This is a genomic window from Lentzea sp. (assembly GCF_035525475.1).
Lineage (GTDB): Bacteria > Actinomycetota > Actinomycetes > Mycobacteriales > Pseudonocardiaceae > Lentzea.
Genome location: NZ_DATLEC010000084.1, coordinates 16,891 through 41,847, shown reverse-complemented (window position 1 = coordinate 41,847; position 24,957 = coordinate 16,891). Strand labels below are relative to the sequence as shown.

Genomic DNA, 24,957 nt, shown 5'->3' with positions numbered 1-24,957 from the left:
GATCCCGTTGCCGCCGCTGCACACGGCGATCCGGGAGATGGTCGTGCGCATGGCGAAGCTGACCGTCACGTCGTCCGACGACCAGCGCGTTTGAGAACACGCATCATGGCGTCGGTCAGTTCCGGGATCGTCCAGGCCCGGCTGCACCGCGGCCTGGCCTGGACGGCACCACCGTCGTACGTCAGCGCCAGCCGAGAGCGGGCGCGACGTGCACGAGGATGTTCTCGAGGACGTGCGCGTTGTACTCGACGCCGAGCTGGTTCGGCACCGTGAGCAGCAGGGTGTCGGCCTCGGCGATCGCCTCGTCCTCCGCCAGCTGCTTCACGAGCACGTCCGGCTCTGCCGCGTAGGAACGGCCGAAGATCGCCTGGTTCGGCCCGTCGATGAACCCGACGTGGTCGCGGCTCTCGCCGTCACCGCCGAAGTACATGTCGTCGAGGTCCGAGGTGATCGCGAAGATGCTGCGCGACACCGACGTCCGCGGCTCGTGCTCCCAGCCGGCCTCGGTCCACGCCTTGCGGAACTCGCGGATCTGCTCGGCCTGCTGCACGTGGAACGGCGCGCCGCCCTCGTCGTACTTCAGGGTCGAGCTCATCAGGTTCATGCCCTGCTGCGCCGCCCACACGGCGGTGGCGTTGGACGCGGCACCCCACCAGATGCGGTCGCGCAGACCGGGCGCGTGCGGTTCGACGCGCAGCAGGCCGGGCGGGTTGGGGAACATCGGCCGCGGGTGGGGCTGGGCGAACCCGCCGCCCTCCAGCACCTTCAGGAACAGCTCGGTGTGCATCCGCGCCATGTCGGCTTCGGTCTGGCCCTCGGCGGGCTGGTAGCCGAAGTGGCGCCACCCGTCGACCACCTGCTCGGGCGATCCCCTGGAGATGCCGAGCTGCAGCCTGCCGCCGGCGATGAGGTCGGCCGACCCGGCGTCCTCGACCATGTACATCGGGTTCTCGTACCGCATGTCGATGACACCGGTGCCGATCTCGATGCGCTCGGTCTTCGCGCCGATCGCGGCGAGCAGCGGGAACGGCGAGGCGAGCTGCCGGGCGAAGTGGTGCACGCGGAAGTAGGCGCCGTCCGCGCCCAGCTCCTCGGCGGCCACGGCCAGGTCGATCGACTGCAGCAACGTGTCCGCCGCCGACCTCGTCTGCGAGTGCGGGCTGTCCGACCAGTGGCCGAACGACAGGAAGCCAATCTTCTTCACAATTCAACTATACGTCGGCGGGCGCCGGGAGCTCAGTCATGCGCGTTTCGCATGGCTGAGATGCGAAACCATCGCTGGTGGACATGCCTGGACCTGCCTACCGTGGGATTCATGTCAACGTGGTTCATCACAGGAGCGTCGAGGGGAATCGGACGCGAGCTCGTCGAGCAGGTCCTGGCGCGCGGAGACCGTGTCGCCGCGACGCTGCGCGACCCGCGGAAGCTGGACGACCTGGCCGAGCGGTACGGCGACCGGCTGTGGCTGCGCGGTCTCGACGTCACCGACACCGCACAGGTCGAGCAGGTGCTCGGGGAGGCGTTCGCCGAGCACGACCGGATCGACGTCGTGGTCTCCAACGCGGGCAGCGGTGTCTTCGGCGCGGCGGAGGACCTGAGCGACCAGCAGGTCGAGGACTCCATCGCCACGAACCTGACCGCGTCGATCCAGGTCGCGCGCAGGGCCGTGCCGTTGCTGCGGGCGCAGGGCGGCGGGGTGTTCGTGCAGCTGTCCAGCATGGGCGGCCACATCACGTTCCCCGGTTTCGCGATCTACCACGCCACCAAGTGGGGCGTGGAGGGCTACTTCGAGACGCTGGCGGCCGAGGTCGCGCCGTTCGGGATCAGGACGATGCTGGTGGAGCCCGGCATGGTCCGCACGAGCTTCTACGACTCCGCGCAACGCGTCCCGGTCAGCGAGCCCTACCGGGGCGGCCCGGCGGACACGTCACCGCCCTCGGTCGAGGAGATGCCGGGCAGCCAGTCCGGCGTGGCGCACGCGATCGTCGAGGCGGCGCTGTCCGACGCGCCGCCGTCGCGGCTGCTGCTCAACTCCGACGCCTACGAGCTGGTCACGAACGCGGTCCGCGACCGGCTCGCGGGGTTCGAGGCGCAGGAGGCCTCCGCGCGCGCCGCGGACGCCGACCACGTGTCCTGAACGGGATACTGGCCCGCATGTCGGGAATGACCTTGGTCGGGCTGCGCGTCGTCGTGGAGGTCGCGCGGCGCGGCTCGTTCACCGCGGCCGCCGACGCGCTCGGCTACACCCAGTCGGCCGTCTCCCGGCAGGTGAACGCGATGGAGACCGCCGTCGGCAGCCCGCTGTTCGAGCGGAGGGCCCGCGGCGTCCGCCCCACCCCCGCCTGCGAGGCGCTGCTCGGGCACGCGCGGCAGGTCGTCGCGCACCTGGAGGCCGCCGAGCTGGAGATCGCCGGGCTGCGCGACAGGATCGCGGGCCGGCTGGCGGTGGGCGCGTACCCCACGGCGGCGGCGAGCTTCGTGCCGCGGGCGATCGCGCGGGTGAAGGCCGCGCATCCCGCGCTGGCCGTCCGGCTCGGCGAGGCCGGTAGTCCCGTGCTGCTGCGCCGGCTCCGCGCCGGACGGATCGAGGTCGCGGTGATCGCCGTCGGCGACGGTCTGCCCGACTACGACCTCGACGGGTTGCGGACCGAGTCCGTGCCCGGTGGGCGCGGGCCCGGCATCGCCGTCGCGAACGGGCACCCGTTCGCCGCCCAGTCCGAAGTGGACGTGCGCGACCTCGCCGGCCAGGTGTGGATCGTGGGCGCGGGCAGGGAGGGCGACCCGCAGTTCGGCGCGTGGCCCACCCTGTCCGATCCCGTCATCGGTCACGAGGCCCGCACGTGGCAGACGCGGCTCGGCATGGTCGCGGCCGGGCTGGGCGCGTCCGTCCTGCCGGGACTCGCCGCCGACATCGTCCCGCGCGGTGTCACCTGGGTGCCGGTGCGCGATCCCGGCCTGGTCGAACGGCGCCGGACCGTCGTCGTCACCGACGAGAACCGCTCCCCCGCCGCCGACGCGTTCACGCGGGCGTTGCGGGAGGGCTGAACGGACCACCGGGCCCGAACGCGTACTCGGCGAAACGCCGGCCCATCACTTCGTGCGCAGCCGTGTCCGGGTGCAACGCGTCGGGCAACGGGTGGGCGATCGCGTCCTGCTCGCCGTAGAGCGTCGTCCCGTCCAGGTGGTGCAGGTTCTCATCGTCGTCCCGGCTCTCCGCCACCGACTTCAGGGCGTCGCGGATGATCCGCAGGGTCAGCTGGGGCACCTGTCCGTCCGGGCCGGTCGCGGTGAAGACGACCCTGCCCTCCGCCAGCGCCTCCACGTCCATGCCACCCGGACCCGGCGTGTCCTCGTAGATGCCGCAGAAGATCGGCGAGATCAGCACGAGCGGCGTGTCGGGGTGCCCGTCGCGGATCGTGTCGAGGAACCCGTGCACCGCCGGCACGAACGCCCGCAGCCGCATCAGGTCGAAGTTCACGACGTTGATGCCGAGCTTCACGCTGATCAGGTCCGCCGGCCGGTCGCGCAGGACGCGCGCCATGAACGGGTCGACCAACGCGCTGCCGCCGAACCCGAGGCTGTGCAGCTCGACGCCACCCCGCCGGGCCGCGACGGCGGGCCAGATCCCGGTCGGCGTGGTGGCGTTCGAGCCGTGGCTGATCGAGCTGCCGTGGTGCAGCCAGATACGCCTGTCCGAGTCGACGGGCCGCACCGGCGCGTCCGTGCGCAACGCGGCCAGGTGCACCGTCTCGTTGTGGGGCAACCAGATCTCGACGTGCTTGTCGTTCTCGGGGAGGCCCGTGAACCGCACGGTGCACGCGCCGCCCTCGTGGACCTCGACCGTTCCGGTTCGCATGTCGGTCTCGACGTGGTCGCCGCCGTCGAGCTGCCGGCTGGCGTAATCCTCGCCGTCGACGACGAGGTCGACGTTGCCACGCGGGCGGGCGATGCCGCGGTAGGACACGTACGTCGCGTGGACCACCAGCTCGATCGTGCTCGCCGTCGTCGCCATCACGATCCGCACGCCGGAGGGCCTGCTCTCCGCGCCCATCAGCTGCGGGTCGGGAAACCGGGTGCGCACCCAGGCGGGCAGGCGGTGCGGCAGCACGCCGCGCGCGGTGGCCTCCAGCTCGGCGGCACCGCGCACGAGCGCGTCGGTCAGTGGTGTGGTGATCATCGTTCTTCCCGTGTCAGTCGCGCACGGGCCAGGCCCGCAGGAGTGAGTCGAGCGCCACGACGGTCCTGTCCCAGGACTCCTCGGGCGCCGGTGAGCTGTGGTCGAAGTTGCCGCTGCGCTCGAGGGCGAGGAAGCCGTTGATCGTGCTCCCCAGGAGCCTCACGGCGTGCACGTGCTCCTCCGGCGGCATCGAATAGCCGCGGAGCACCGCACCGGCTTGCGCGGCCATGTTCCTGGCGGCGTCCGAACGCACGACGGCCTCGCCGGCGCGCCGCTGCAACGACTGCCACCGCCCCGGCGACTCGCGCGCGTACTCGCGGTAAGCGGCCGCGTAGCTCCGCAGAGCCGTCAGACCCGAACGACCGGCGATGGCCTCGCCGACGCGGTCCGCCAGCTCGCTGAGCGCGAGCGCCGTCACCCCGTCCCGCAACGCCTCCAGGTCGCGGACGTGCGAGTACAGGCTGGGCGCCTGCACGCCGAGGCGCCGCGCGACCGCGGACAGGGTGACCATCTCGAACCCCGCCTCGTCCGCGAACGCGGCGGCTTCGGCCACCACAGTGGCCGCGTTGAGAGAGGGACGCATACCCCTGAGCCTACACCCTTTAGGCAATTGCCTATGGGCTTTGCGATACAAGGGGAAGGACACACGGCTGTTCCCCGGCCGGCGTCACACCGGCCGGGGAACCAGCCCGGGATCGTTCTCTAGCCGAAGTTCACGTCACTGCACCACATGTAGGTCTGGTCGAGGTGCGAGGCCTGCCAGATCGTGAACACGACGTGGTGCCCGCGGTAGGAACCGTTCGTGGAGACGTTGAACGTGATGTCCTTGGCCGGGGCGTACCTGCCGGTCTGCGTGATGAAGTCGAGGTTGCCCCAGCCCAGTCGCTGCGTGGTGGGGTCGAACCCGTTCTTGCTGACGTAGACGCGGAAGTAGTCAGCGCCGTGACTCGCCTGGTCGTACAGGTGCACGGAGAAGTTCGCACCCAGACTGGTGGTCTTCCACGCGCCGGGCGTGTTCAGCGCGTTGTTGCGCGCCAGGGCGTTGCTGCACAGCTGCCCGTCCGGAGTGGACCCCTGGAAGTTGCCGCCGAGCCCGTCCCGCAACGCGCTCATCCAGTTCCACATGGTGTCGGCGTTGGCCTGGAAGGCCTGGTAGCACATGGGGTCCTGCTGCTGCATCGCCGGGTTCGTGTGCTGACTGCCCCACTTCTGCCAGCACTGGTAGGCGCGGGTGGCCGGGCCGACGATCGTGCCGTGCGCCGAGGCCGTCGGGACCCAGAGGAACGTGCAGGCGAGCACGGTGATGACCGCCGCGATCACGCCACGCCGTCTGGTCCGGGACCCGAAGGTGCTGCGCATGCGCATGAATGTGCCTCCATTCTCCGTTGAACGAACAGCAGCGGCGGAATGGGAGCGCTCCCAGGTCATTTAGCCTACTCGTAACACTGCGAAACCGCAATGACACAGGGCGTGATCAACACGGCTCGGCCGGAATAGCCCGCCACCTGGCGAAAGCGGCAAACCCGGCCAACCTCCGCGATAGCGGGCCTGGTGTTCGTGCTCAGGTCATCAGCCGCCGAGCAAAGATCCTGGGACAGCTCCGAGGGGACCGTGCGGGAGAGGCTGAAGTCGGCAAGAGCGCCTCGGTCGAGGCCGAGTACCCGCTGCCGGACGACTCGAGGCAGGTGGCGGTCCTGTCGGAGAGCGGCCGGCGCGGCACCCCGGCGAGCGCGGGACGATGCGCTACGACCTGGCCGGGGCGTGCTGGGGTTCGTGGTCCTCGGCCGGATCTTCGCGAACCTCCTCGCGTGGGTGCCCAGGCGGTCAGACGTCTGAGATCCCGCGCGTGCGCGCGTAGTTGCCCGGTGTGGTGCCGTACCAGCGGCGGAACGCGTGGATGAAGCTCGCGGCCTCGGCGAAGCCGAGCTGGGCCGCCACCTGGTCGACCGACGCGGTGGGCAGCAGGGCGGCGGCGCGTTCGGACCTGACCTCGTCCAGCAGGGCCTGGTAGCTCGTGCCGGACTCGGTCAGGCGGCGGCGCAGGGTCCGCGGGCTGAGGCCGAGGGCCCTGGCCACCACCGGCATGGTCTCCTCGAACCTCGCGGACAGCTCCAGCACGCGGCGGACCTCGCCCGCGATGCCCGGCTTCCCGCGGCGGCGGGTGGCGAGGTCCTCGCACTGCCGTTCGCACAGCGCGGTGGCCTCGGGGCTGGCCAGCGGCAGGGCACGGGTGAGCACCGACGCGTCCACGACGGACTCGTCGCGACCGGCCGAGAACCGGGGACGGACACCGAAGACCTCTTCGTGGGAGCGGGTGTCCGGTGGCGCGGGGTGAGCCAGGTCGACCGACAGGACCGGCACCTCGCCCGTCACCAGCTCGCCGATCACCGTGTGGATGGCGGCCAGGTCGCGGTCGACCAGGAACGGCCTCACGTCGTCCGGCAGCGCCGCGGGGTGCAGTGAGATGACGAGCCGGTCGCCGTCCAGCTCGGCGGTGGGGGCGGTGAAGGTGAAGCTGAGGTCCAGGTAGCGCAGTGCCACGCCGACGGCGTCCTGCACGGTCGCGGCGCTGAGGAACGCGTGGCCGAGGACGCCGAACGTGGTGGCGTGGTAGTTCTGACCTGCGGCGATGCCCGCGTGCGGCAGGTGGGTGGCGAGGTTGCGCACCACCGCGAGCTCCTGCTGGGCGTTGATCTCCGCCGCGGGGTCGGCCAGGTGGCCTGCGGTCAGGCCGCTGCCGTCGAGCAGGGCGTCGCGCCGCAGGCCGCGCGAGGCGCCGAAGCGCAGCAGGAGTGCGACGCTCGCGATGCCGCGGGGGAAGTCCCAGTGCCGGACCACGGGGTGGGGCAACGTCCTCATGGCCGCGATTGTCAATCGCCCGGCCGCTGTTGTCCTGGTGCGAACGGGTGGTTGTTCCTAGCGTCGGTGAGGTGCGAGCCAATCCCGAAGTGGTGGTCATCGGCGCCGGGTTCGGCGGCCTGGGTGTCGCCCTGTCGTTGCGCCGGGCCGGTTTCGAGCGGTTCACCGTGCTGGAGCGCGCGGACGACGTCGGCGGGGTGTGGCGGGACAACACCTATCCGGGCGCCGCGTGCGACGTGCCGTCGTCGCTCTACTCGTACTCCTTCTCCCCCAACCTCTCGTGGCCGCGCCGGTACGCGGCCCAGCCGGACATCCTCGCCTACCTGCGGCGCAACGCCGATGCCGTGCGCGACCGGATCAGGTTCGGCGCCGAGGTCGTGGCGGCGACGTTCGACGGTGGGCGGTGGCGGGTCGACCTGGCCGGCGGCGGTGTCGTCGAGGCGGACGTGCTGGTGTCGGCGGTGGGGCAGCTGAACCGGCCCGCGGTCCCGGACCTGCCCGGCCTCGACCGGTTCGGCGGTCCCGTGTTCCACAGTGCACGGTGGCGGCACGACGTCGACCTGCGCGGCAAACGGGTCGCGGTGGTCGGCACGGGAGCGAGCGCGGCGCAGTTCGTGCCGAAGATCCAGCCGGTGGCCGAGCACCTCACGGTGTTCCAGCGGTCGGCTCCGCACGTGCTGCCGAAGCCCGACGCCCGGCTGAGCGGCCGTGCGCGTCCGTTGGCGGTGAAAGCCGCACGGCGCGGAGTCTGGCTGGCCTGTGAGGCGTTCACCTGGTTGCTCACGTCCGGGCGGTTCTCCCGCGGGCTGGTCGCGGGTCTCGCCGCGGCTCATCGGCTGGTCGGGGTGCGAGACCGGGCGTTGCGCGAACGGGTGCGGCCACGCACGCGGGTGGGCTGCAAGCGGGTCCTGTTCAGCAACGACTGGTACCCGGCCCTCGCCGCGCCGAACGCCGACGTGGTGACCGAAGCGATCGCCGAGGTCACCGCGCAGGGCCTGCGCACCGCCGACGGTCGCGAGCACCGGGCGGACGTGCTGATCTGGGGCACCGGGTTCGACGTCGCCGGCTTCCGGTTGCCGATGCGCGTCACCGGCAGGCACGGCCGCGACCTCGCCGAGGTGTGGGGCGGACGGCCGCGGGCCCACCTCGGCCTGACCGTGCCCGGTTTCCCCGGCTTCTTCCTGGTCTACGGCCCGAACACCAACCTCGGCGGCAGCTCGATCGTCACGATGATCGAGGCGCAGTGCCGCTACGTCGTCGCCGCCGTGCGCCACCTCGCCGAGACCGGTGAGCCCGTCGAGGTGCGGCACGAGGTCGCCGAGGAGTTCGACGCCGAGATGCGCTCCCGGCTCGCGGACGGGGTGTGGAGCGGCTGTTCGTCCTGGTACCGCGCCGACGACGGGTCCATCACCACCAACTGGCCCGGCAGCACCGGGGAGTACCTGCGCCGCACCGCGCGGCTCGCCGACCACCTCGTGGAGGAAGCCCGATGACCGCGGACTACGACGTGCTGGTGATCGGCTCGGGGTTCGGCGGCGCGGTGACCGCGCTGCGGCTGAGCGAGAAGGGCTACCGGGTGGGGGTGCTGGAGGCCGGCAGGCGGTTCGCCGACCACGAGCTCCCGCGCACGTCGTGGCAGCTGCGCGACTACCTGTTCGCGCCGGGGATCGGGTGCACGGGCATCCAGCGGATCACCCCGCTGCGCGACGTGCTGGTCCTCAGCGGCGCCGGTGTCGGCGGCGGCTCCCTCGTCTACGCCAACACCCTGTACGAACCGCCGGAGTCGTTCTTCCGCGACCCGCGGTGGAGCCACATCACGGACTGGCGCGCCGAGCTCGCCCCGCACTACGACCAGGCGAGCCGGATGCTCGGGGTGGTCGAGAACCCGTGCCGCACCGACGCGGACGGGTTGCTGCGCGAGGTCGCCGTCGACCTCGGCGTGGAGCCGACGTTCCGCCCCGCCCGCGTCGGTGTCCACTTCGGACTGGGAGGTGAGGACCCGTTCTTCGGCGGCGCCGGGCCGAAGCGCGACGGCTGCATCGCCTGCGGCGCGTGCATGACCGGATGCCGGCACAACGCGAAGAACACCTTGCCGAAGAACTACCTGCACCTCGCCGAACGGGCCGGTGCGCGGGTGTGGCCGTTGACGACGGTGACCGACGTGCGACCGCGTGCCGGCGGTGGGTACGCGGTGCGCACCCGGCGCACCGGCGGGCGGGCGGAACGGATCTTCACCAGCGACCAGGTCGTGTTCGCGGCCGCGTCGCTCGGCACGCAGCGGCTGCTGCACCGGCTCCGCGACCTCGGCAGCCTGCGCGGGCTGTCACCGCGGATCGGGGCGTTGTGCCGCACCAACTCCGAGGCGGTGGTGGCGGTGCGGGTGCCGGGCGGGCAGATCGACAACACGCGCGGGCTCGCGATCACGTCGTCGATCCACCCGGACCCCGACACGCACGTCGAGGTCGTCCGCTACGGCCGCGGCAGCAACCTGCTCGGCCTGCTCATGACCACGCTGGTGGACGGCGGGCCCGGCCGGTTCCGCCGCGGTCTGGCGCAGCTCCTCGCCGAACGCCGCACGGCGCTGCGCCTGCACACCCCGCGCCGGTGGTCGGAGGAGACGATCGCGTTGCTGGTGATGCAGAGCCTCGACAACTCGCTCACCACCTCGACCAGGAACGGGCGCCTGACCACGCGCCAGGGCGAGGGAGCGCCGAACCCGTCCTGGATCCCCGCGGGGCACGAGGTGGCCAGAGCCCTCGCACGCCGCGCGGGCGGCGTCGCCAGGGGCGCGTGGAACGACCTCGCGGACATCCCGCTGACCGGGCACCTCATCGGCGGCTGCGTGATCGGCGACTCCCCCGCGACCGGCGTGGTCGACCCCTACCACCGCGTCCACGGTCACCCCGGCCTGCACGTCGTCGACGGCTCGGCGATCCCCGCCAACCTCGGCGTCAACCCGGCGCTGACGATCACCGCGCTCGCCGAGCGCGCGATGTCGTTGTGGCCCAGCAAGGGCGAGCCCGATCCACGTCCACCGCTCGGCGCGCCCTACGCGCGGCTGCGCGCCGTGGCCCCGCACCGTCCCGCTGTTCCGGCGACCGCGCCGGCAGCCCTGCGACACGAGGCGACCGATGTCCACTGACTTCCCTCCGGCACCGTGGGACCTCTGCGGCAGAGGGTGGCTCACGGTGTCCACGGCACCGCGCCCGGCGATCTCCCCGCACGCGCCGGGCGTGGTGCCGCTGTCCCTGTTCGGCCGGGTTCTCGTGGTGTCGGCGTTCGTCGACTACGACTCGACCGGGCTGCTCGCCTACCACGAGCTGATGGTGGCCGTGGTGGTGCGCAAGGGGTTTCGGCCGGGGCTGTCCATCACGGACATCTGGGTCGACGACGAGACGTCCCAGCGCGGCGCACGGGCGATGTGGGGGATCCCGAAGCAGCTGGCGGAGTTCACGCTCACCGCTGGCTCTCGCTTCGAGGCCACCGCGGGGAGCATCGCCACAGCCGCGGAACAGCCGCGCCGCTCCCCTGCCCTCCCCGTCCGCCTCACCACCTCGGTCTGGCAGTCCCTGGCCGGCACCGCGGTCCGCACCCCGCTGCGCACCGCCGCCCGCGTCCGCCTGACCCGCCTGCGCTGGCGCGTCACCCCCGGCGGCCCCCTCACCTGGCTCACCACGACCAGGCCGCGCCTGCACCTGGCGGTCACGGACCTGCGGATGCGGTTCGGCTCACCCTGATCTCGGAGGGTGGACGGTGGCGCTGCGCACACCGCTCGAACTGGTTGTGCGACAGCCTCCGAAGTTGGGCACCCTGGACTGGTCAACATCGTCGAGGGTGTGGAGGAACGGTCGGTGACGCGCTCCGAGAACAGCACCGACAGCACCGGCAGCAGACCGGGCGGGCCCGCGCTCGCCGAGGTCTTCGCCGAGGACCCGCAGGTCGGACGTGATCTGGCCGGTGTGGACTGGGCCTCCACACCGCTCGGTCCGCCCGAGGGCTGGCCGCAGAGCCTCCAGACCGCCGTGAGCATCCTGCTGTCGTCGCGGTTCTCGATGTGGATGGCGTGGGGTCCGGAGCTGACGTTCTTCTGCAACAACGCCTATCGGCTCAACACGCTGGGCCGCAAGTACCCGTGGGCGCTGGGCCGTCCCGCCGCCGAGGTGTGGGCGGAGATCTGGGAGGACATCGGGCCCAGGGTCGACAGCGTGCTCACGACCGGGCAGGCGACCTGGGACGAGGCGCTGCTGCTGTTCCTGGAGAGGTCCGGCTACTCCGAGGAGTCGTACCACACCTTCTCCTACAGCCCGCTGCGCGACGAGAGCGGCGCCGTGGCGGGGATGCTGTGCGTGGTCAGCGAGGAGACCGACCGCGTGGTCGGCGAACGGCGCATGGCGACGCTGCGCGACCTCGGCTCGGACCCCAGCGTGGCGCGCGAGGAGCGGGAGGTGCTGGCGTTCGCCTCCGAGCAGCTCCAGCGCAACCAGCGGGACCTCCCGTTCACCCTCACCTACCTCTTCGCGGACGGTCACGCGCGGCTGGCGGAGGTCTCGGGGATCGAGCACGGTCACCCGATCGCGCCCGCGGCCGTCCCGCCCGGCGACGAGTCGCCGTTGTGGCCGGTGGAGGCCGCGAAACGCGGCGAGTCCGTCCTGGTCGGCCTCAGCGGGATCGGCGAGCTGCCCACCGGCGCGTGGAGCAGGCCTCCGGTCAGCGCCCTCGTGGCTCCCCTGCAACGGCCCGGCGGCACGCCGTACGGGTTCCTGGTGGCGGGCCTGAACAGGCACCGCCCGCTCGACGACGGCTACCGCGGGTTCGTCGAGCTCGTCGCGGGCAACATCGCCTCCGGCATCGCGGGAGCGCGCGGCTACCGCGCCCAGCAGCGCCGTGCAGAAGAGCTCGCCGAGCTCGACCGCGCCAAGACCGCGTTCTTCTCCAACATCAGCCACGAGTTCCGCACGCCGCTCACGCTCATCATGGGCCCGTTGCAGGACCTGCGGGACGGCCTGGGGCAGTCCGACCCGCTGGCCGGGCAGGAACTCGAGGTCATCCACCGCAACGGCCTGCGGCTCGGCAAGCTCGTCAACACCCTGCTCGACTTCTCGCGGCTCGAGGCCGGCCGCATGCAGGCGAACTACCAGCCCGTCGAGCTGGCCTCGGTGACCGCCGAGCTCGCCAGCGTCTTCCGCTCGGCGGTGGAGAAGGCGGGGCTGCGCTTCGAGATCGACTGCTCACCGCTGCCCGAACCGGTGTACGTCGACCTCGGCCTGTGGGAGAAGGTCGTGCTCAACCTGCTGAGCAACGCGCTCAAGTTCACGGTCGAGGGATCGGTCGGCGTCTCGGTGCGGGCCGGCGAGCGCAGCGCGGTCATCACCGTCACCGACACCGGCGTCGGCGTGCCGGAGCACGAGATTCCCCGGCTGTTCGAGCGCTTCCACCGCATCGAGCACACCTGGTCGCGGTCGAAGGAGGGCAGCGGCATCGGGCTCGCGCTCGTGCAGGAGCTCGTGGGCCTGCACGGCGGCGGCATCCAGGCCGAGAGCACCCACGGCGAGGGCACCACCTTCACGATCGAGCTGCCGTACGGCACGGAACACCTGCCCGCCGACGCCGTGTCGCAGGAGCCCGTGCTCCCCGTCGAGTCGGACATCGCCGCGCCCTACGTGCAGGAGGCGCTGCGGTGGCTGCCGGACCCCGGCCTCACCGTCGAGGACCTGATGCTCAGCACGGCCGCGGGCACGGCGCCGGAGGTGACGGCCACCGTGCTGGTCGCCGACGACAACGCCGACATGCGGGAGTACCTGACCCGGCTGCTGGTCAGGGCCGGGTACGAGGTCCGCGCGGTCACCGACGGCGTGGCGGCGCTGGAGTCGGCTCGCGCCCAACCACCGGACCTGGTGGTCAGCGACGTGATGATGCCGCGCATGGACGGCCTGTCGCTGGTCACCGCGTTGCGCGCCGATCCGCGCACGATGGCGGTGCCCGTGCTGCTGCTGTCCGCTCGCGCGGGGCAGGAGGCGTCCGGCGAGGGGCTGCGGGCGGGCGCGGACGACTACCTCGTCAAGCCGTTCGCCGCCGCGGACCTGCTCGCCAGGGTGCGGGCGAACGTGGACCTGTTCCGCCTGCGCGGGCAGCACGCCCGCTGGCGCGACGCGCTCATCGACTCGTTGCAGGAGGCGTTCTTCGTCTGCGACGACGACGGCACGGTCGTCGAGATCAACGCGACGTTCACCGACATCCTCGGCTACGGGCCGGAGGGCCTGCCCTACCCCGTGCCGCACCCGTGGTGGCCGGACGCGCAGACCGATCCCGAGGCGCGCAAGCAGTTCGCGGACGCGTTCGATGCGCGGTCGGGACGGGACCAGCACGGCCGGACCGTCCCCGTCACGCACCGGGACGGCAGGAGGTTGTGGGTCAGCGCCCTCCTGAACCCGGCGCGCGACCCGGACAGCGGCCGGACGATGACGGTGGGCACGTTCCGCGACGTCACGGCCGACCACCACGCCCGCAGGCGGGAGACGGCGCTCGCGGAGATGAGCGTGCGGCTGTCGCGGGCGACCAGTACGTCCGAGTCCCTGGCGGAGGCGCTGGACCAGCTGCAGAACCTGTGGCGCGCCGAGGTCCTGGCCGTCGTCTTCAGCCAGCACGAGGCACCGAGCGTGAGCAGCGCCACCGCGGACCTCGCGTGGGACGAACTGTCCGCGGACCAGCAGACGACGCTCACGGCGCTGAGGGACCACCCCGCTCTCATCCCCGTCCACGTCGGCGACGGGAGCGCGGCCGTCACGGTCGAGCACCCGGACGGGCCGATGGTGCTCTGGCTGCGCCTCGACGCGCTCCACCAGTTCACCGAGCAGGACGAGCTGCTGCTGTCGTTGCTGGCCGGTCACCTCGCGCAGGGCCTGTCCCGGGCGCGCCAGATCGACCAGCAACGGGAGACGGCACTGGCGTTGCAGCGGGCCATCCTCGGCCCGTCGAACCTGCCGGGCGGGTTCGCGGTGCGCTACGAACCGGCGGCGCGGCCGTTGGAGGTCGGGGGCGACTGGTACGACACGTTCCCCCTGCCCGACGGGCGGATCGGCATCGTCGTGGGCGACTGCGTGGGCCGCGGGCTCAGCGCCGCCGCCGTGATGGGCCAGCTGCGCAGTGCGTGCCGTGCGTTGCTGCTGCAGGAGATCGGTCCCGCCCACGCCCTCATGACGCTCGACCAGTTCGCCGCCGGCGTTCCCGGTGCCCTGTGCACCACGGTCTTCTGCGGGATCCTCGACCCCCAGACCGGGCACCTCGTCTACTCGAGCGCAGGGCACCCGCCCGCGATCCTGGCCATGGCCGACGGCACCACCCGGCTGCTCGAAGGCGGGCGGTCCATCCCGCTCGCGGTCAAGCTGGGCGTGCAGCGCACGGAGGCGGAGTGCACGCTGCCGCCGCGCTCCACGCTGCTCACCTACACCGACGGGCTCGTCGAACGCCGCCGCAGGTCGTTGACCGAGGGCATCGAGAAGGCCGCGACCGCCGTCCAGGAGGGCAGGGCGAACGGGCTCGAGGAGCTCGCCGGCCAGATCATGTCCACCCTGGCCCCTTCCGGTGGCTACGACGACGACGTCGCCCTGCTGATGTACCGGCACCCGGCGCCGCTGGACATGACCTTCCCCGCGGAGCCCGGCCAGCTGCAGGGCGCCCGCCGCACGGTGCGGAGCTGGCTGCGCCAGTGCGGGTTCTCGGCGGAACGCGCCCAGAGCGTCCTGCTGGCCATCGGCGAGGCGTGCGCGAACGCCATCGAGCACGCCTACCGCGACGCCACGCGCCAGGACGTCCGCATCCGGCTGGAGACGGCGGGCGACGCCGGGCTGCTCGCCACCGTGGCCGACACCGGCACCTGGAAGCTCCCCGTCGACGACCCGGCCGCACAGCGAGGCCGCGGCACGACGATCATGCTGACGATGATGGACGAAGTCGCCATCCTCCCCGACCCGACCGGTACGACCGTGACGATGCAGGTGATGATTTCCGATGACGACGCCGTTGACACTGACCAGGACCACCGACGCGCAGGGCAGGCCGGTGGTCAAGGTGGCGGGTGAGATCGACCTCAGCAACACCGGGGCGTTCGCCTCCGCCCTCGAGGACACGACGGGACCGATCGTCGTCGACCTCACCGAGGTGCTCTACATCGACAGCGCCGGGATGAGCGTGCTGTTCACCCACGCCGGCCGGGCGGAGCTCGTGGTGACACCGCTGCTCGCGCCGATCATCGAGGTGTCGGGGCTGACGTCGGTGACGAAGGTCAGCGGGATGGAGGGCTGAGCGCGCTCAGCGCCTCGACGGTGAGCGCGACGATCCTGTCCTGCGCCTCGGCGCGGCCGGTGGCGGGCTCACCGTCGCCCGGCTGGTCGCCGTAGTCGCCGAAGAACGCGTGCACCGCACCGGGAACCTGCTCGAACCTGGTGCGGGCCGGCAACAGCTTCTTGGATTCCTCGACGTCCTGCGGTGTGGTGAAGCCGTCCTTCTCGCCGTGGATGGACCACGCGGTGAGACCTTCGCGGCCGGACAGGTCGTCGACCGGGTAGGACGCCCACAGCACGAGGCCCCGGACTCCGTTGTCGGTCAACGCTTCCTTCGCGGCGGCGACACCTCCGAGCGAGTGGCCGCCGACCGCCCAGGCCTCCACGTCGGGGTGGTCGGCGCGCAGGTCGGCCGTTCCCGTGTTCAGCAGCGCGATGTCGAGCGGTTCCTTCACCACGACGACCAGGAACCCCTGCCGTGCGACGCGGTCGAGCAGCTCGAGGTACGCGCGGTGGTCGACGCGGGCTCCGGGGTGGAACACCAGTCCGGCGCGGGGCTGCCCCTCCGGCCTCAGGACCGTCGCGCCACTTCCCGGCTCGGTGGCCGCGAACGGCTGCAGGTACAGCAACGGTGCCGTGAGGACGACGGCCAGGACCGCCGCGAGCCACACCGGTGCGCGGAACGCCGCGATCCCCGCGAGGACGACCACGCCGAGCAGCACGAGGTGTGCGGGATGGCCGTGGGTCAGCGGTCCCCAGCCCGCGACGAGCAGCACGATCGGGACCAGGACGCACACCGCCGCCGGGACTCGCCTCACGAGCGGACCAGGTGCGCGACCCTGACGCCGGCCCAGATCAGCAGAGCGAGCACCGCGACCAGCAGGTACTCGATCACCGGGATGCGCACGACCTCGTCGATCCTGCCGAACCCGCGCCACGAGTAGACGCCGAGCGCCGCGACCACGAACGTGACGCCGATCCACCACCTGGCCGTCGTGCTGAGCCCTACGCCGTGCATCTGGGTGAGCACGAAGATCGACACGAACCCGAACAGGAACATCGGCCAGATGCCGTTCGGGCCGGAGTTCATGACGGCGACGAGCGTTCCGTGCACGGCCACCAGCAGTTCGAGCGTCAGCGTCCACCAGCGGTTCGTGTGCGCGGTGGTGAACATCAGGCTGCTCTGCACCAGCAGCAGGAACATGTAGAAGAACCCGATGAGGTGCCCGCTGGTCGACTCCATCGGGTGGTACCAGAAGGTGTAGATCGCGGCCCAGCTGAACAGGTGGCCGTGGTAGCGGCGGGCGAACCCGGTCACCTGCGCGGAGATCGGCGCTGACCACGTGAGGACCAGGCCGCGGCGGCGGTTCTCCATCAGGAGGACCACCACGAGCAGCAGGACGACGGACCCCTGCGAGCTGAAGATGGAGACGTCCTGGGCCAGGCCGTCGTAGAACACCCGGGTCTGCAGCGCGTGCAACCCGATGAAGGCGGCGTTCGCAGCGAGCGCGACGACGTTGAGGCGGCGCAAGCCGGTGGTGTACCGGCGGACGTGCTTCTGCGCGTAGTGGATCAGGCCCCACGACACGAGCTGGTGCGCCGCGTAGCCCAGCCAGGCGGACGCCCTGGTCCAGAAGGTCGGGTCCGGCAGCTTCCAGTAGTACCAGGACGCGCCCCGGTCGGGCAGCAGGCTGACGCCCAGCCGTTGCCCCAGCAGCCACACCAGGCCCGTGAGCAGCGCACTCGCCGCCACTCCCCACAGCAGGACCGCGTTCCCCGACCGCCGCACATCGTTCAGCACGCTGAGCATTATGCAGATGTTCAGCTCGCTGAACAAACCTTGCCCGGTGTCGCGCCCGCCGCTACGTTCAGTTGACTGAACGATTCAGGAGGTCCCCGCGGTGGCCCGATATCTGTTGCGCGTCAACGGTGAACGACACGAGGTGGACGTCGAGGGCGACACTCCCCTGCTGTGGGTGTTGCGCGACGAGCTCGGCCTGACAGGTGTCAAGTACGGGTGCGGCGTCGGCCTGTGCGGGGCCTGCACGTCCCATGTGGACGGTTCGGCGGCGCGGCCCTGCGTGCGCACGACGGCGGACAGCGTCCGGACGCGGATCACGACGATCGAGGGGCTGTCGCGCGACGGGGACCACCCGGTGCAGCGGGCGTGGCGGGAACTCGACGTGGCGCAGTGCGGGTACTGCCAGCCGGGTCAGGTGATGGCGGCGGCCGCGTTGCTCGCGCGTGACCCCGACCCGGACGACGCGGCGATCGAGGAGGCGTTGCGGGACAACGTCTGCCGGTGCGGCTCATACCCCCGCATCCGTGCCGCGGTGCGCCGGGCCAGCCGGATCATGCGGGAGGAGCGGTGATCAGCCGCCGGACGTTGTTGCGCGGCGCCGGGATCGGCGCCCTCGTCGTCGCGGTCCCGGTGCCCGCTCTCGCCGCGGAGGGCTTCACGCCGAACGTCTTCGTGCGGCTGGACGACAAGGGCCGCATCACCGCGACGGTTCCCCGTCCCGACACCGGCCAGGGCGTGCGCACGGTGGTGGCACTGATGGTCGCCGAGGAACTGGCGGTCGAGACCTCCGCCGTGGCGCTGGAGCAGGCTCCCGGCGACACCGAGCGGTTCGGCCCCCAGACGGTCAACAACTCGTCGTCCGTGCGACAGCTCGCCACCCCGATCCGCACGGCCGCCGCGACCGCGCGTTGCCTGCTCGTCGCCGCTGCTGCCCAACGCTGGGGCGTGCCGGTCGCCGAGTGCACCGCGAAGGACGGCGCGGTGTGCCATCCGCGCCGGGGCAGACTGCCGTACCGGGCGCTCGTGCGGGATGCCGCGGCGCTCGACCCCGCCACCGTGCCCGTCGAGCTCACGCCACCGGAGAAGTGGCGGTTGCTGGGCAAGACGCGGGACGGGCGGGTCGACGCGCGGGACATCGTCACCGGGCGCACGCGGTACGGCATCGACTCGCGGCCGGCCGGTGGTCTCGTCGCTGTCGTGGCTCGTCCGCCGTGGATCGGTGCGGTGCCCTCGGCCATCGACGACACGGCGACGCGCGGCCTGCCCGGAGTGGTCGACGTCCTGCGGCTCACCGCCCCGGCCGAGGGCCAGGGCGGTGTGGCGGTGATCGCGCGGTCGACGCACCAGGCGATGAAGGGGCGCGACGCGTTGCGGATCACGTGGAGTGGTGGCACGCCCGGCGCGGACAGCCGCGCGTGGCTCGCCGACCTGAACGCGGCATTGCCCGCCCAGGGGCCGATCGACGGTCTTCAGCGGGTCTACCAGATGCCGTTGCTCGCGCACGCGCCGATGGAACCGATGAACGCCACCGCGCACGTGCGTCCCGACGGCGTCACGGTGTGGGCGCCCACCCAGGATCCCGGTGGGTTGCGCACGCAGTTGGCCCGTCAGCTCGGTGTGCCTGCCACGGCCGTGCGGGTGGAGACAGCGGCGTCCGGCGGTGCGTTCGGTCGACGCGTCGAGCCCGACCCCGTGCTTGAGGCGGTGGCGTGCTCACGGAAGGTGGGCGCGCCTGTACAGGTGTTGTGGACACGCGCCGACGACACGCGCAACGACTCGTACCGCCCCATGTCCGTTCATCGGCTGAGCGCGGAGATCGGCGCGGACGGCCTGCCCGTCCGGCGGGCGCACGAGGTCGTCACCTGGCCGCTGACCGTGCTGCCCTTCTTCGGCAACCCGGCGCTGATCAAGGCGAGCGGCGACCACTTCCCCTACAGCGTGCCCGGCGACGTCACGGTCACCGTGCGGCCCGCACCGCTGCGGACGGGCTTTTGGCGTGCCGTCTACGCGGGCCAGTTCCTCTATGCCGAGGAGTGCTTCCTCAGCGAGATCGGCACGCGGGCCGGCCTCGACCAGATCGCGCTGCGCAAGTCGTTGCTGCCCGCTTCTTCACGGCTGCACCGGCTGCTCGACACCGTCTCCGGAGCGTGGAACGACATGCGCGGCACCGCGCGAGGCGTGGCGTGCCACGAGGACTACGGGTCCGCCATCGCGGTGATCGCCTCCGCCGATCCGGCGTCACGCCGGGTGCTGCGCGTGCACGCGGCCGTGGACGTCGGTGTGGCACTGCACCCGTCCGGCGTGCGCGCGCAGGTGGAGGGTGGTGTGGTCGACGCGCTGTCCACTGTGCTCGGTGCGCAGATCACCGTCCGGGAGGGACGGGTCGCGGAGTCGTCGTTCGGCGACTACCGGTGGGCGCGGATCGGCCAGGTCCCGGACGTCGACGTCACGATCGTGCAGTCGAACGCCCCGCTGGGCGGCTTGGGCGAGCTCGCCTATCCCCCTGCGGCAGCGGCGATCGCGGCGGCACTCGCGAACGGCGGCACCGTCACCGGCATGCCGTTCGGGACCGACGTGGGGTGATCGGGCAGGTCTGGGATGATGGGACCGTGGCCGAGGGAGACGAGCTGGCGGTGGCGCACCGCCCCGACCAGGTGGGCGCGGACGTCGCCTCCTGGCCGACCGGCAGGCTCCTGTCGGTCGCGGCCCGCGTGGTGGAGAAGCGCTTCGAGGACTTCCTGGCGGGCCGCGGCCTGACCCACGCGGGCATGATCACGCTGCACCACCTGGCCGACGGCCCGCGCTCCCAGCGGGAGCTGGCCCTGCTGTGCCGGGTGACGGACCAGACCATGAGCCGCACCATCGAGCACCTGGACCGCGGCGGCCACGTGGTGCGCAGCCAGGACACGAAGGACCGCAGGCGGACATCGGTGAAGATCACCCCGCCGGGCCGCCGGGCCCTGGCCGCGGCCCGCCGCGAGGAACGCGAGTCGGACGCGCTGCTCGGCGCGGTGGACGACTACGAGCACTTCCGCCGGCAGCTGATCGCGCTGATCGCCGCGGCCACGGCGCCGGGCGAGTAGCCCTCGGAACCGAGGCCTGCCGGGCAACACAACGCGGCCGCTGACCACATCCGCAACCGGTCGGCCCGCACCGCGGCGCCCATCCGGCCGCGTCGGGCTCCCGCTACCCCCGCAACCGTTCCGCCGCCAGCCGGCCCGAGATCAGCACCGGCGGGATGCCCACGCCGGGCGTCGTCCCGCTGCCCGCCAGCACCACGTTGCCGTCGCGGAACGGCAGGTTGCCCGGCCGGAACGGCCCGGTCTGCGAGAACGTGTGCGCCGCGGAGAACGGCGTCCCGGCGGCCTGCCCGTCCCTCGCCCAGTCGTCCGGCGTCACCACCGCGAGCGGTTCGGCGTCGACCAGCAGCTTGCGGGCCGACATCTCCTCGATCAGCTCCTCGGCGTACCGGTGCGCCATCGCGTCCCACCGCAGCGGCGCGGCGTCGAGGTTCGGGCACGGCGCCAGCAGGTACTGCAGGTGCCTGCCCTCCGGCGCCAGCGCGGGATCGGTCAGCGACGGCGTGGTGAGCAGCAACGACGGATCGCTCATCAGCCGGCCCTGACGGATGATCTCGTCGAACGTGCCGTCCCACTTGTCGCCGAACGAGATCGTGTGGTGCGCCAGGTCGTCCGCCACTCGCCTCGAGCTCAGGTGCACGACGACCGCCGACGGCGACCAGCGCAACGGCATCACACGCCGCGGCTTGCCGCGCAGCAGACGGGTGCTCTGGGCAGGACCGGTGGCCAGAACCACGGCGTCGCAGGGGAATCGGCCGGAAGAAGTGTGGACCGCGTTGACCCGGTTGCCGACGCGTTCGAGCGACGAGACCTCGGCGCCGTAGACGAACTCCACCCCGGCGGCAGCGGCAGCGTCCGCCAACGACTGTGGGACGGCGCGCATACCGCCGCGTGGGAACCACACGCCCGCGATGGTGTCCATGTAGGCGATGACGGCGTACGCGGCGAGGGCGTCGCGAGGGGCGACGCCGGCGTACAAGGCCTGAAAGGTGAAGACGCGCCGCAGCCGTTCGTCGTGCAGGAACTTGCCGACAGCACGGTCCAGCGAACCGAAGCCGCCGAGCCGGGTGAGCTTCACCAGGTCGGCGCCGACGAGGTCCAGCGGCGAGTCGAAGCTCGCGCCGATGAACCTGTCGCGCTCCACCTCGTAGAGCTTCGTGAGCCACGCCCGCAGGTCGCGGTAGCCCTGGGCCTCCCTGGCGCCCGCGAAGTCGTGGACGGCCTGCTCCATGCGGTCCGCGTCGGTGTGCACGTCCAACGCGCTGCCGTCGGCGAACGACGCGCGGTAGGCCGGGTGCAGCGGCAGGAGTTCCAGGTGGTCCTCCCTGCGTGCGCCGACGGCGGCGAACGCGTCGTCCAGCAGTTCCGGCATGGTCAGCACGGTCGGGCCGGTGTCGATGCGGTGGCCGTCGACGTCCAGGCGTCCGGCGAGGCCACCGGGATGCGGCTGTCGTTCCAGGACGGTCACCTCGTGCCCGGCGCCGCGCAGGTGCAGCGCCGCCGACAGCCCCGACAGGCCCGCTCCGACCACCACCACACGGTCCGTGCGGCCCTTCACCACGTGCACCACTGAGATATCTCCCGGTCAGGTCGTTCGCGCCACGGCGCGGTTCGCGAGGCGCACCAGTTCGTGGCGTGCCTCGTCGTCGATCACGGCTCGGTCCAGTGCCGCCAAGCCGGAGCCCGACAGCTGGTCGATGTGCTCCTCCACGGCGGCGACGGCCCCGAGCTCCACCAGCAACGATCGCACCTCGTCCACCGTGCGGTCGCTGACGGCCCCGGTCTCCAGGCACCGGCGCAGCACCCGTTGCGCCGAGGGCCGGTCCTGCGCGCGGGAGAGGGCGATCGACATCAACGGGGTGCGCTTGCCCTCCCTGAGGTCCTCGCCGACCGGCTTGCCGGTGACCGACGAGTCCCCGAAGACACCGATCAGGTCGTCGCGCAACTGGAACGCGATGCCGATGTCGTGGCCGTAGGCGCGCAGGCAGTCCAGGACGTCGTCGTCCGCACCCGCGAGCGCCGCCCCGAGGTGCAGCGGCCGTTCGACGGTGTAGGCCGCGGTCTTCAACGCCGCCACGCGCACGGCGTGCTCCAGCGACTCCTCGCGGCGGGCGACGGCCAGGAGGTCGAGGTGCTGCCCCATGATCATCTCGGTGCGCATGGCCTGCCACGGTCCCCATGCGCGGCTCAGCGCCTCGGCGGGCAGGCCGGCGGTCACGAGCGCGTCGTCGGCCCACGCCAGCGCGAGGTCGCCGACCAGGATCGCGGCCGAGTCGCCGTACTGGCGCGCGCTGCCGGTCCACCGCCGGTGCCGGTGCCGGGCCGCGAACGACTCGTGCACCGAGGGCTTGCCGCGCCTGGTCGCCGAACGGTCCATCACGTCGTCGTGCACAAGGGCGCAGCACTGCAGCATTTCCAGGGCCACCATGGCCCGCACGACGGCGTCCGCGCGCGTCGAACCGCGTGCGGCACGCCATCCCCACCACGCGAAGGTCGGCCTGATCCTCTTGCCCCCGGCCAGGATCAGCCCGCGCAGCTCCGCGGCGAGCTCCGGCGCCAGGTCCTGCCTGGCTCGCAGGAAGTCGTGCAGCGCGTCGTCGAGGAGGACCCTGAAGTCGTCCACGTGCGACGTGCGAGCGTCCACGCTGGTCAACAGCGACATCGGCGTTCCCTCGGGAGTCGGCGTGAGTGGGGTGGGTCGAGCTAAGCAGCGGGGTAGGAGGTCCGCATGATGAATGCCGCCGTTGTGCGGAGTTAAACGCGTGGACTTAGCGTTGGGGGGGACCTGCCCCGTGAAAGGACCGCTGATGTCGGCTGAGCGCGAACTGGACGCCGCGGGTGTCACCGCACCGGCGCTGCGCGACGCGTACCGGCGCTGCCGTGAGCTCAACGCGCTGCACGGCCGTACCTACTACCTGGCAACGAGGTTGCTCAGCGCGGAGCAACGGCCCGCCGTGCACGCCCTGTACGGGTTCGCGAGGTGGGTGGACGACGTGGTCGACGACGTCCACAGTGGACCGGACGACAGGTCCGCGGCGCTGCTCGCCATCGACGCCCGCGTCCAGGCCGCGCTGCGGGCGGAGTCGACCGACGACCCGGTGCTGGCGGCGCTGGTCGACACCGTGCACCGCTACGACATCCCCGTCCGGCACTTCCAGGACTTCATGGATTCGATGCGGATGGACCTCACCGTCACCGACTACCCCACCTACGCCGATCTTGAACGGTACGTCCACGGGTCCGCCGCGGTGATCGGCCTGCAGGTGCTCCCGGTGCTCGGGACCAGCGTGCCCAGGGAGGAGGCGGAGCCCGCCGCCGCGGCGCTCGGCATCGCCTTCCAGCTCACCAACTTCATCCGCGACGTCGGGGAGGACCTCGACCGCGGCCGGGTCTACCTGCCCGCCGACGAGCTCGCGGTGTTCGGCGTCGACCGCGAACGGCTGATGCACGCACGGACGCGAGGCCAAGCCGACCCGCAGATCCGAGCCGCGCTGCGCGACCAGCTCCGGCGCGCGCGGGACATGTACACGAAGGCGTGGCCGGGCATCGGCATGCTCGCACCACGGTCACGCCCGTGCGTGATGACCGCCTATCGGCTCTACGGACGCATTCTCGACCTGGTAGAAAACGCGGACTGCGACGTGCTGTCGCGCCGCGTCGTCGTGTCCAACGGCAGGCGGCTCGCCGTCGCACTGCCGGCGCTGGCGAGGGCGGTGTTCGCCCGTGCGGCCTGAGAAGAAGATTTCCCTGCGCGACCGAATTCCGCTGCGGATCTACTCGAGCCCGCCGTGGCGCGAACAGCGACCGACCTGGCAGGACGCGAAGCCCGCGCTGATCGAGGCGGCTTTGAAGCGCGCGACGGCGCGCCCGTCCGGCAACTGGTTCGTCGCGGGCGCGAGCAGGGACGTCGTGAAGGGCAAGCCGTGCGGGCGCACCATCGCGGGCCAGGAGGTCGTGCTCTGGCGCGGCCCCCACGGCGCGCTGATGGCGGGCTCCGGCGCGTGTCCCCACCTAGGGGCTCCACTGTGCGACGGCGCCGTGGCAGAGGGAAAGCTGATCTGCCGCTGGCACGGCCTCGCACTCGACGGCACGCGGTTCGGCGCGTGGACGCCCTACCCAGCGCACGACGACGGCGTGCTCGTGTGGGTCCGCCTGGACAAGGCAGGCGGCGAGGAACCACTGCCGGCCCCGATCCTGCCGGAACGACCACCGGCCGGATCGATCGACGCCGTGGCGACGCTCATCGGCCGCTGCGACCCGGAGGACGTCGTCGCGAACCGCCTCGACCCGTGGCACGGCGCGTGGTTCCACCCCTACTCGTTCGCGAACCTGCACGTCCTGGAAACCCCGGCCGAGACGGACGACCGCTTCCTGGTCGAGGTCACCTTCCGCCTGGCCGGACGCGTCGGCGTGCCGGTCGTCGCGGCGTTCAGCTGCCCCGAGCCGCGCACGATCGTCATGCACATCGTCGAGGGCGAGGGCGAGGGCAGCGTGGTCGAGACGCACGCGACCCCGATCCGCGACGGCAGGACCGCCGTCGTCGAGGCGACCATCGCGCACTCGAACCGGCCGGGGTTCGCGCTGGCCAAGCCCGCGGCGGGGGCGTTGCGGCCGGTCATGAAGTGGGCGGCGGCGCGGTTGTGGCGCGACGACCTCGACTACGCGGAGCGCCGGTACGCGTTGCGTCAGGCTGGGCGGTTCCCGGATTAGACCGGGTTCGGTCGCCCTTCAGCTGAATGGTGGTCTTGTCGGACGCGGCCT

The 24,957-nt window shown here is 72.0% G+C and carries 21 protein-coding genes; 12 read left to right on the top strand and 9 right to left on the bottom strand.

Annotation, left to right across the window (positions count from 1 at the left end; all coding sequences use genetic code 11):
* Nucleotides 1–181: 181 nt before the first annotated feature.
* On the bottom strand, nucleotides 182–1,204 hold the full coding sequence (locus tag VM306_RS15165) for an LLM class flavin-dependent oxidoreductase (protein WP_325515524.1): 1,023 nt from the start codon (nucleotides 1,202–1,204) through the stop codon (nucleotides 182–184).
* A gap of 111 nt (nucleotides 1,205–1,315) precedes the next feature.
* Here VM306_RS15165 and VM306_RS15160 point away from each other — a divergent pair, with 111 nt between their 5' ends.
* Nucleotides 1,316–2,137 carry an SDR family oxidoreductase gene (locus VM306_RS15160; RefSeq protein ID WP_325515522.1) on the top strand — a complete coding sequence of 274 codons (822 nt, stop codon included), beginning with the start codon at nucleotides 1,316–1,318 and terminating at the stop codon, nucleotides 2,135–2,137.
* 17 nt (nucleotides 2,138–2,154) lie between these two features.
* Nucleotides 2,155–3,045: a LysR family transcriptional regulator gene (locus VM306_RS15155; protein WP_325515520.1), complete on the top strand. Its 891-nt coding sequence runs from the start codon at nucleotides 2,155–2,157 to the stop codon at nucleotides 3,043–3,045.
* Here the strand turns inward: VM306_RS15155 and VM306_RS15150 are convergent.
* The 4 genes from VM306_RS15150 to VM306_RS15135 form a co-directional block, all read right to left on the bottom strand.
* Entirely contained in the window at nucleotides 3,020–4,177 is a 1,158-nt protein-coding gene (locus tag VM306_RS15150; RefSeq protein ID WP_325515518.1) for a GDSL-type esterase/lipase family protein, read from the bottom strand. The genes VM306_RS15155 and VM306_RS15150 overlap by 26 nt on opposite strands.
* Before the next feature lie 13 nt (nucleotides 4,178–4,190).
* Nucleotides 4,191–4,760: a TetR/AcrR family transcriptional regulator gene (locus VM306_RS15145; RefSeq protein WP_325515516.1), complete on the bottom strand. Its 570-nt coding sequence runs from the start codon at nucleotides 4,758–4,760 to the stop codon at nucleotides 4,191–4,193.
* A gap of 119 nt (nucleotides 4,761–4,879) precedes the next feature.
* Nucleotides 4,880–5,542 (bottom strand): lytic polysaccharide monooxygenase, encoded by a 663-nt coding sequence (locus VM306_RS15140; protein ID WP_325515514.1) that lies wholly within the window; start codon nucleotides 5,540–5,542, stop codon nucleotides 4,880–4,882.
* A 459-nt stretch (nucleotides 5,543–6,001) separates the two neighbouring features.
* Nucleotides 6,002–7,036: an AraC family transcriptional regulator gene (locus VM306_RS15135; protein WP_325515513.1), complete on the bottom strand. Its 1,035-nt coding sequence runs from the start codon at nucleotides 7,034–7,036 to the stop codon at nucleotides 6,002–6,004.
* A gap of 71 nt (nucleotides 7,037–7,107) precedes the next feature.
* On the opposite strand from VM306_RS15135, the gene VM306_RS15130 reads away from it, so the two are divergent.
* The 5 genes from VM306_RS15130 to VM306_RS15110 all read left to right on the top strand — a co-directional run bounded on the left by VM306_RS15130 (nucleotide 7,108) and on the right by VM306_RS15110 (nucleotide 15,337).
* On the top strand, nucleotides 7,108–8,529 hold the full coding sequence (locus tag VM306_RS15130; RefSeq protein WP_325515511.1) for an NAD(P)/FAD-dependent oxidoreductase: 1,422 nt from the start codon (nucleotides 7,108–7,110) through the stop codon (nucleotides 8,527–8,529).
* The gene (locus tag VM306_RS15125; protein WP_325515509.1) at nucleotides 8,526–10,178 is read left to right on the top strand and encodes a GMC family oxidoreductase; all 1,653 of its coding nucleotides are present in this window, start codon (nucleotides 8,526–8,528) and stop codon (nucleotides 10,176–10,178) included. Before VM306_RS15130 ends, VM306_RS15125 begins: the two co-directional genes overlap by 4 nt.
* Nucleotides 10,179–10,224: 46 nt before the next feature.
* Nucleotides 10,225–10,773 carry an acetoacetate decarboxylase family protein gene (locus VM306_RS15120; RefSeq protein WP_325515507.1) on the top strand — a complete coding sequence of 183 codons (549 nt, stop codon included), beginning with the start codon at nucleotides 10,225–10,227 and terminating at the stop codon, nucleotides 10,771–10,773.
* A 114-nt stretch (nucleotides 10,774–10,887) separates the two neighbouring features.
* Complete coding sequence (locus tag VM306_RS15115) at nucleotides 10,888–15,114, top strand: SpoIIE family protein phosphatase (protein ID WP_325515505.1); 4,227 nt, start codon at nucleotides 10,888–10,890, stop codon at nucleotides 15,112–15,114.
* A complete protein-coding gene (locus VM306_RS15110; protein ID WP_325515503.1) occupies nucleotides 15,044–15,337 on the top strand; it encodes an STAS domain-containing protein in 294 nt (97 codons plus the stop codon). The genes VM306_RS15115 and VM306_RS15110 overlap by 71 nt, the downstream gene beginning before the upstream one ends.
* On the opposite strand, the gene VM306_RS15105 is transcribed toward VM306_RS15110, so the two are convergent.
* Together VM306_RS15105 and VM306_RS15100 are read right to left on the bottom strand one after the other, a co-directional pair.
* Nucleotides 15,318–16,133: an alpha/beta hydrolase gene (locus tag VM306_RS15105; RefSeq protein ID WP_325515501.1), complete on the bottom strand. Its 816-nt coding sequence runs from the start codon at nucleotides 16,131–16,133 to the stop codon at nucleotides 15,318–15,320. The two genes, VM306_RS15110 and VM306_RS15105, sit on opposite strands and share 20 nt — an antisense overlap.
* Nucleotides 16,130–17,116 carry a hypothetical protein gene (locus VM306_RS15100; RefSeq protein ID WP_325515499.1) on the bottom strand — a complete coding sequence of 329 codons (987 nt, stop codon included), beginning with the start codon at nucleotides 17,114–17,116 and terminating at the stop codon, nucleotides 16,130–16,132. The genes VM306_RS15105 and VM306_RS15100 overlap by 4 nt, the downstream gene beginning before the upstream one ends.
* A gap of 100 nt (nucleotides 17,117–17,216) precedes the next feature.
* Between VM306_RS15100 and VM306_RS15095 the strand changes: the two genes are divergently transcribed.
* From VM306_RS15095 to VM306_RS15085, 3 genes are read left to right on the top strand one after another with little or no spacing between them, the layout of a single operon-like run.
* On the top strand, nucleotides 17,217–17,687 hold the full coding sequence (locus VM306_RS15095) for a (2Fe-2S)-binding protein (RefSeq protein WP_325515497.1): 471 nt from the start codon (nucleotides 17,217–17,219) through the stop codon (nucleotides 17,685–17,687).
* Nucleotides 17,684–19,699 carry a xanthine dehydrogenase family protein molybdopterin-binding subunit gene (locus VM306_RS15090; protein ID WP_325515495.1) on the top strand — a complete coding sequence of 672 codons (2,016 nt, stop codon included), beginning with the start codon at nucleotides 17,684–17,686 and terminating at the stop codon, nucleotides 19,697–19,699. Before VM306_RS15095 ends, VM306_RS15090 begins: the two co-directional genes overlap by 4 nt.
* Nucleotides 19,700–19,725: 26 nt before the next feature.
* Nucleotides 19,726–20,199: a MarR family winged helix-turn-helix transcriptional regulator gene (locus tag VM306_RS15085; RefSeq protein ID WP_325515493.1), complete on the top strand. Its 474-nt coding sequence runs from the start codon at nucleotides 19,726–19,728 to the stop codon at nucleotides 20,197–20,199.
* A 103-nt stretch (nucleotides 20,200–20,302) separates the two neighbouring features.
* Here the strand turns inward: VM306_RS15085 and crtI are convergent, their stop codons facing one another.
* Both crtI and VM306_RS15075 read right to left on the bottom strand, forming a co-directional pair.
* Nucleotides 20,303–21,763, bottom strand: a complete 1,461-nt coding sequence (gene crtI, locus VM306_RS15080) for a phytoene desaturase family protein (RefSeq protein WP_325515619.1) — start codon at nucleotides 21,761–21,763, stop codon at nucleotides 20,303–20,305.
* A gap of 18 nt (nucleotides 21,764–21,781) precedes the next feature.
* Entirely contained in the window at nucleotides 21,782–22,858 is a 1,077-nt protein-coding gene (locus tag VM306_RS15075; protein ID WP_325515491.1) for a polyprenyl synthetase family protein, read from the bottom strand.
* Nucleotides 22,859–23,003: 145 nt separating this feature from the next.
* On the opposite strand from VM306_RS15075, the gene VM306_RS15070 reads away from it, so the two are divergent.
* Both VM306_RS15070 and VM306_RS15065 read left to right on the top strand, forming a co-directional pair.
* On the top strand, nucleotides 23,004–23,930 hold the full coding sequence (locus tag VM306_RS15070; RefSeq protein ID WP_325515489.1) for a phytoene/squalene synthase family protein: 927 nt from the start codon (nucleotides 23,004–23,006) through the stop codon (nucleotides 23,928–23,930).
* Nucleotides 23,920–24,906: a DUF5914 domain-containing protein gene (locus VM306_RS15065; RefSeq protein ID WP_325515487.1), complete on the top strand. Its 987-nt coding sequence runs from the start codon at nucleotides 23,920–23,922 to the stop codon at nucleotides 24,904–24,906. Before VM306_RS15070 ends, VM306_RS15065 begins: the two co-directional genes overlap by 11 nt.
* Nucleotides 24,907–24,957 lie beyond the last annotated feature (51 nt).

Excerpts from the sequence above, each read along its gene's own strand:
- VM306_RS15135 (WP_325515513.1), bottom strand. The coding sequence starts at position 7,036 with ATGAGGACGTTGCCCCACCCCGTGGTCCGGCACTGGGACTTCCCCCGC.
- VM306_RS15150 (WP_325515518.1), bottom strand. The coding sequence starts at position 4,177 with ATGATCACCACACCACTGACCGACGCGCTCGTGCGCGGTGCCGCCGAG.
- VM306_RS15125 (WP_325515509.1), top strand. The coding sequence starts at position 8,526 with ATGACCGCGGACTACGACGTGCTGGTGATCGGCTCGGGGTTCGGCGGC.
- VM306_RS15145 (WP_325515516.1), bottom strand. The coding sequence starts at position 4,760 with ATGCGTCCCTCTCTCAACGCGGCCACTGTGGTGGCCGAAGCCGCCGCG.
- VM306_RS15140 (WP_325515514.1), bottom strand. The coding sequence starts at position 5,542 with ATGCGCATGCGCAGCACCTTCGGGTCCCGGACCAGACGGCGTGGCGTG.
- VM306_RS15155 (WP_325515520.1), top strand. The coding sequence starts at position 2,155 with ATGTCGGGAATGACCTTGGTCGGGCTGCGCGTCGTCGTGGAGGTCGCG.
- VM306_RS15075 (WP_325515491.1), bottom strand. The coding sequence starts at position 22,858 with ATGTCGCTGTTGACCAGCGTGGACGCTCGCACGTCGCACGTGGACGAC.
- VM306_RS15160 (WP_325515522.1), top strand. The coding sequence starts at position 1,316 with ATGTCAACGTGGTTCATCACAGGAGCGTCGAGGGGAATCGGACGCGAG.
- VM306_RS15110 (WP_325515503.1), top strand. The coding sequence starts at position 15,044 with ATGACGACGCCGTTGACACTGACCAGGACCACCGACGCGCAGGGCAGG.
- VM306_RS15070 (WP_325515489.1), top strand. The coding sequence starts at position 23,004 with ATGTCGGCTGAGCGCGAACTGGACGCCGCGGGTGTCACCGCACCGGCG.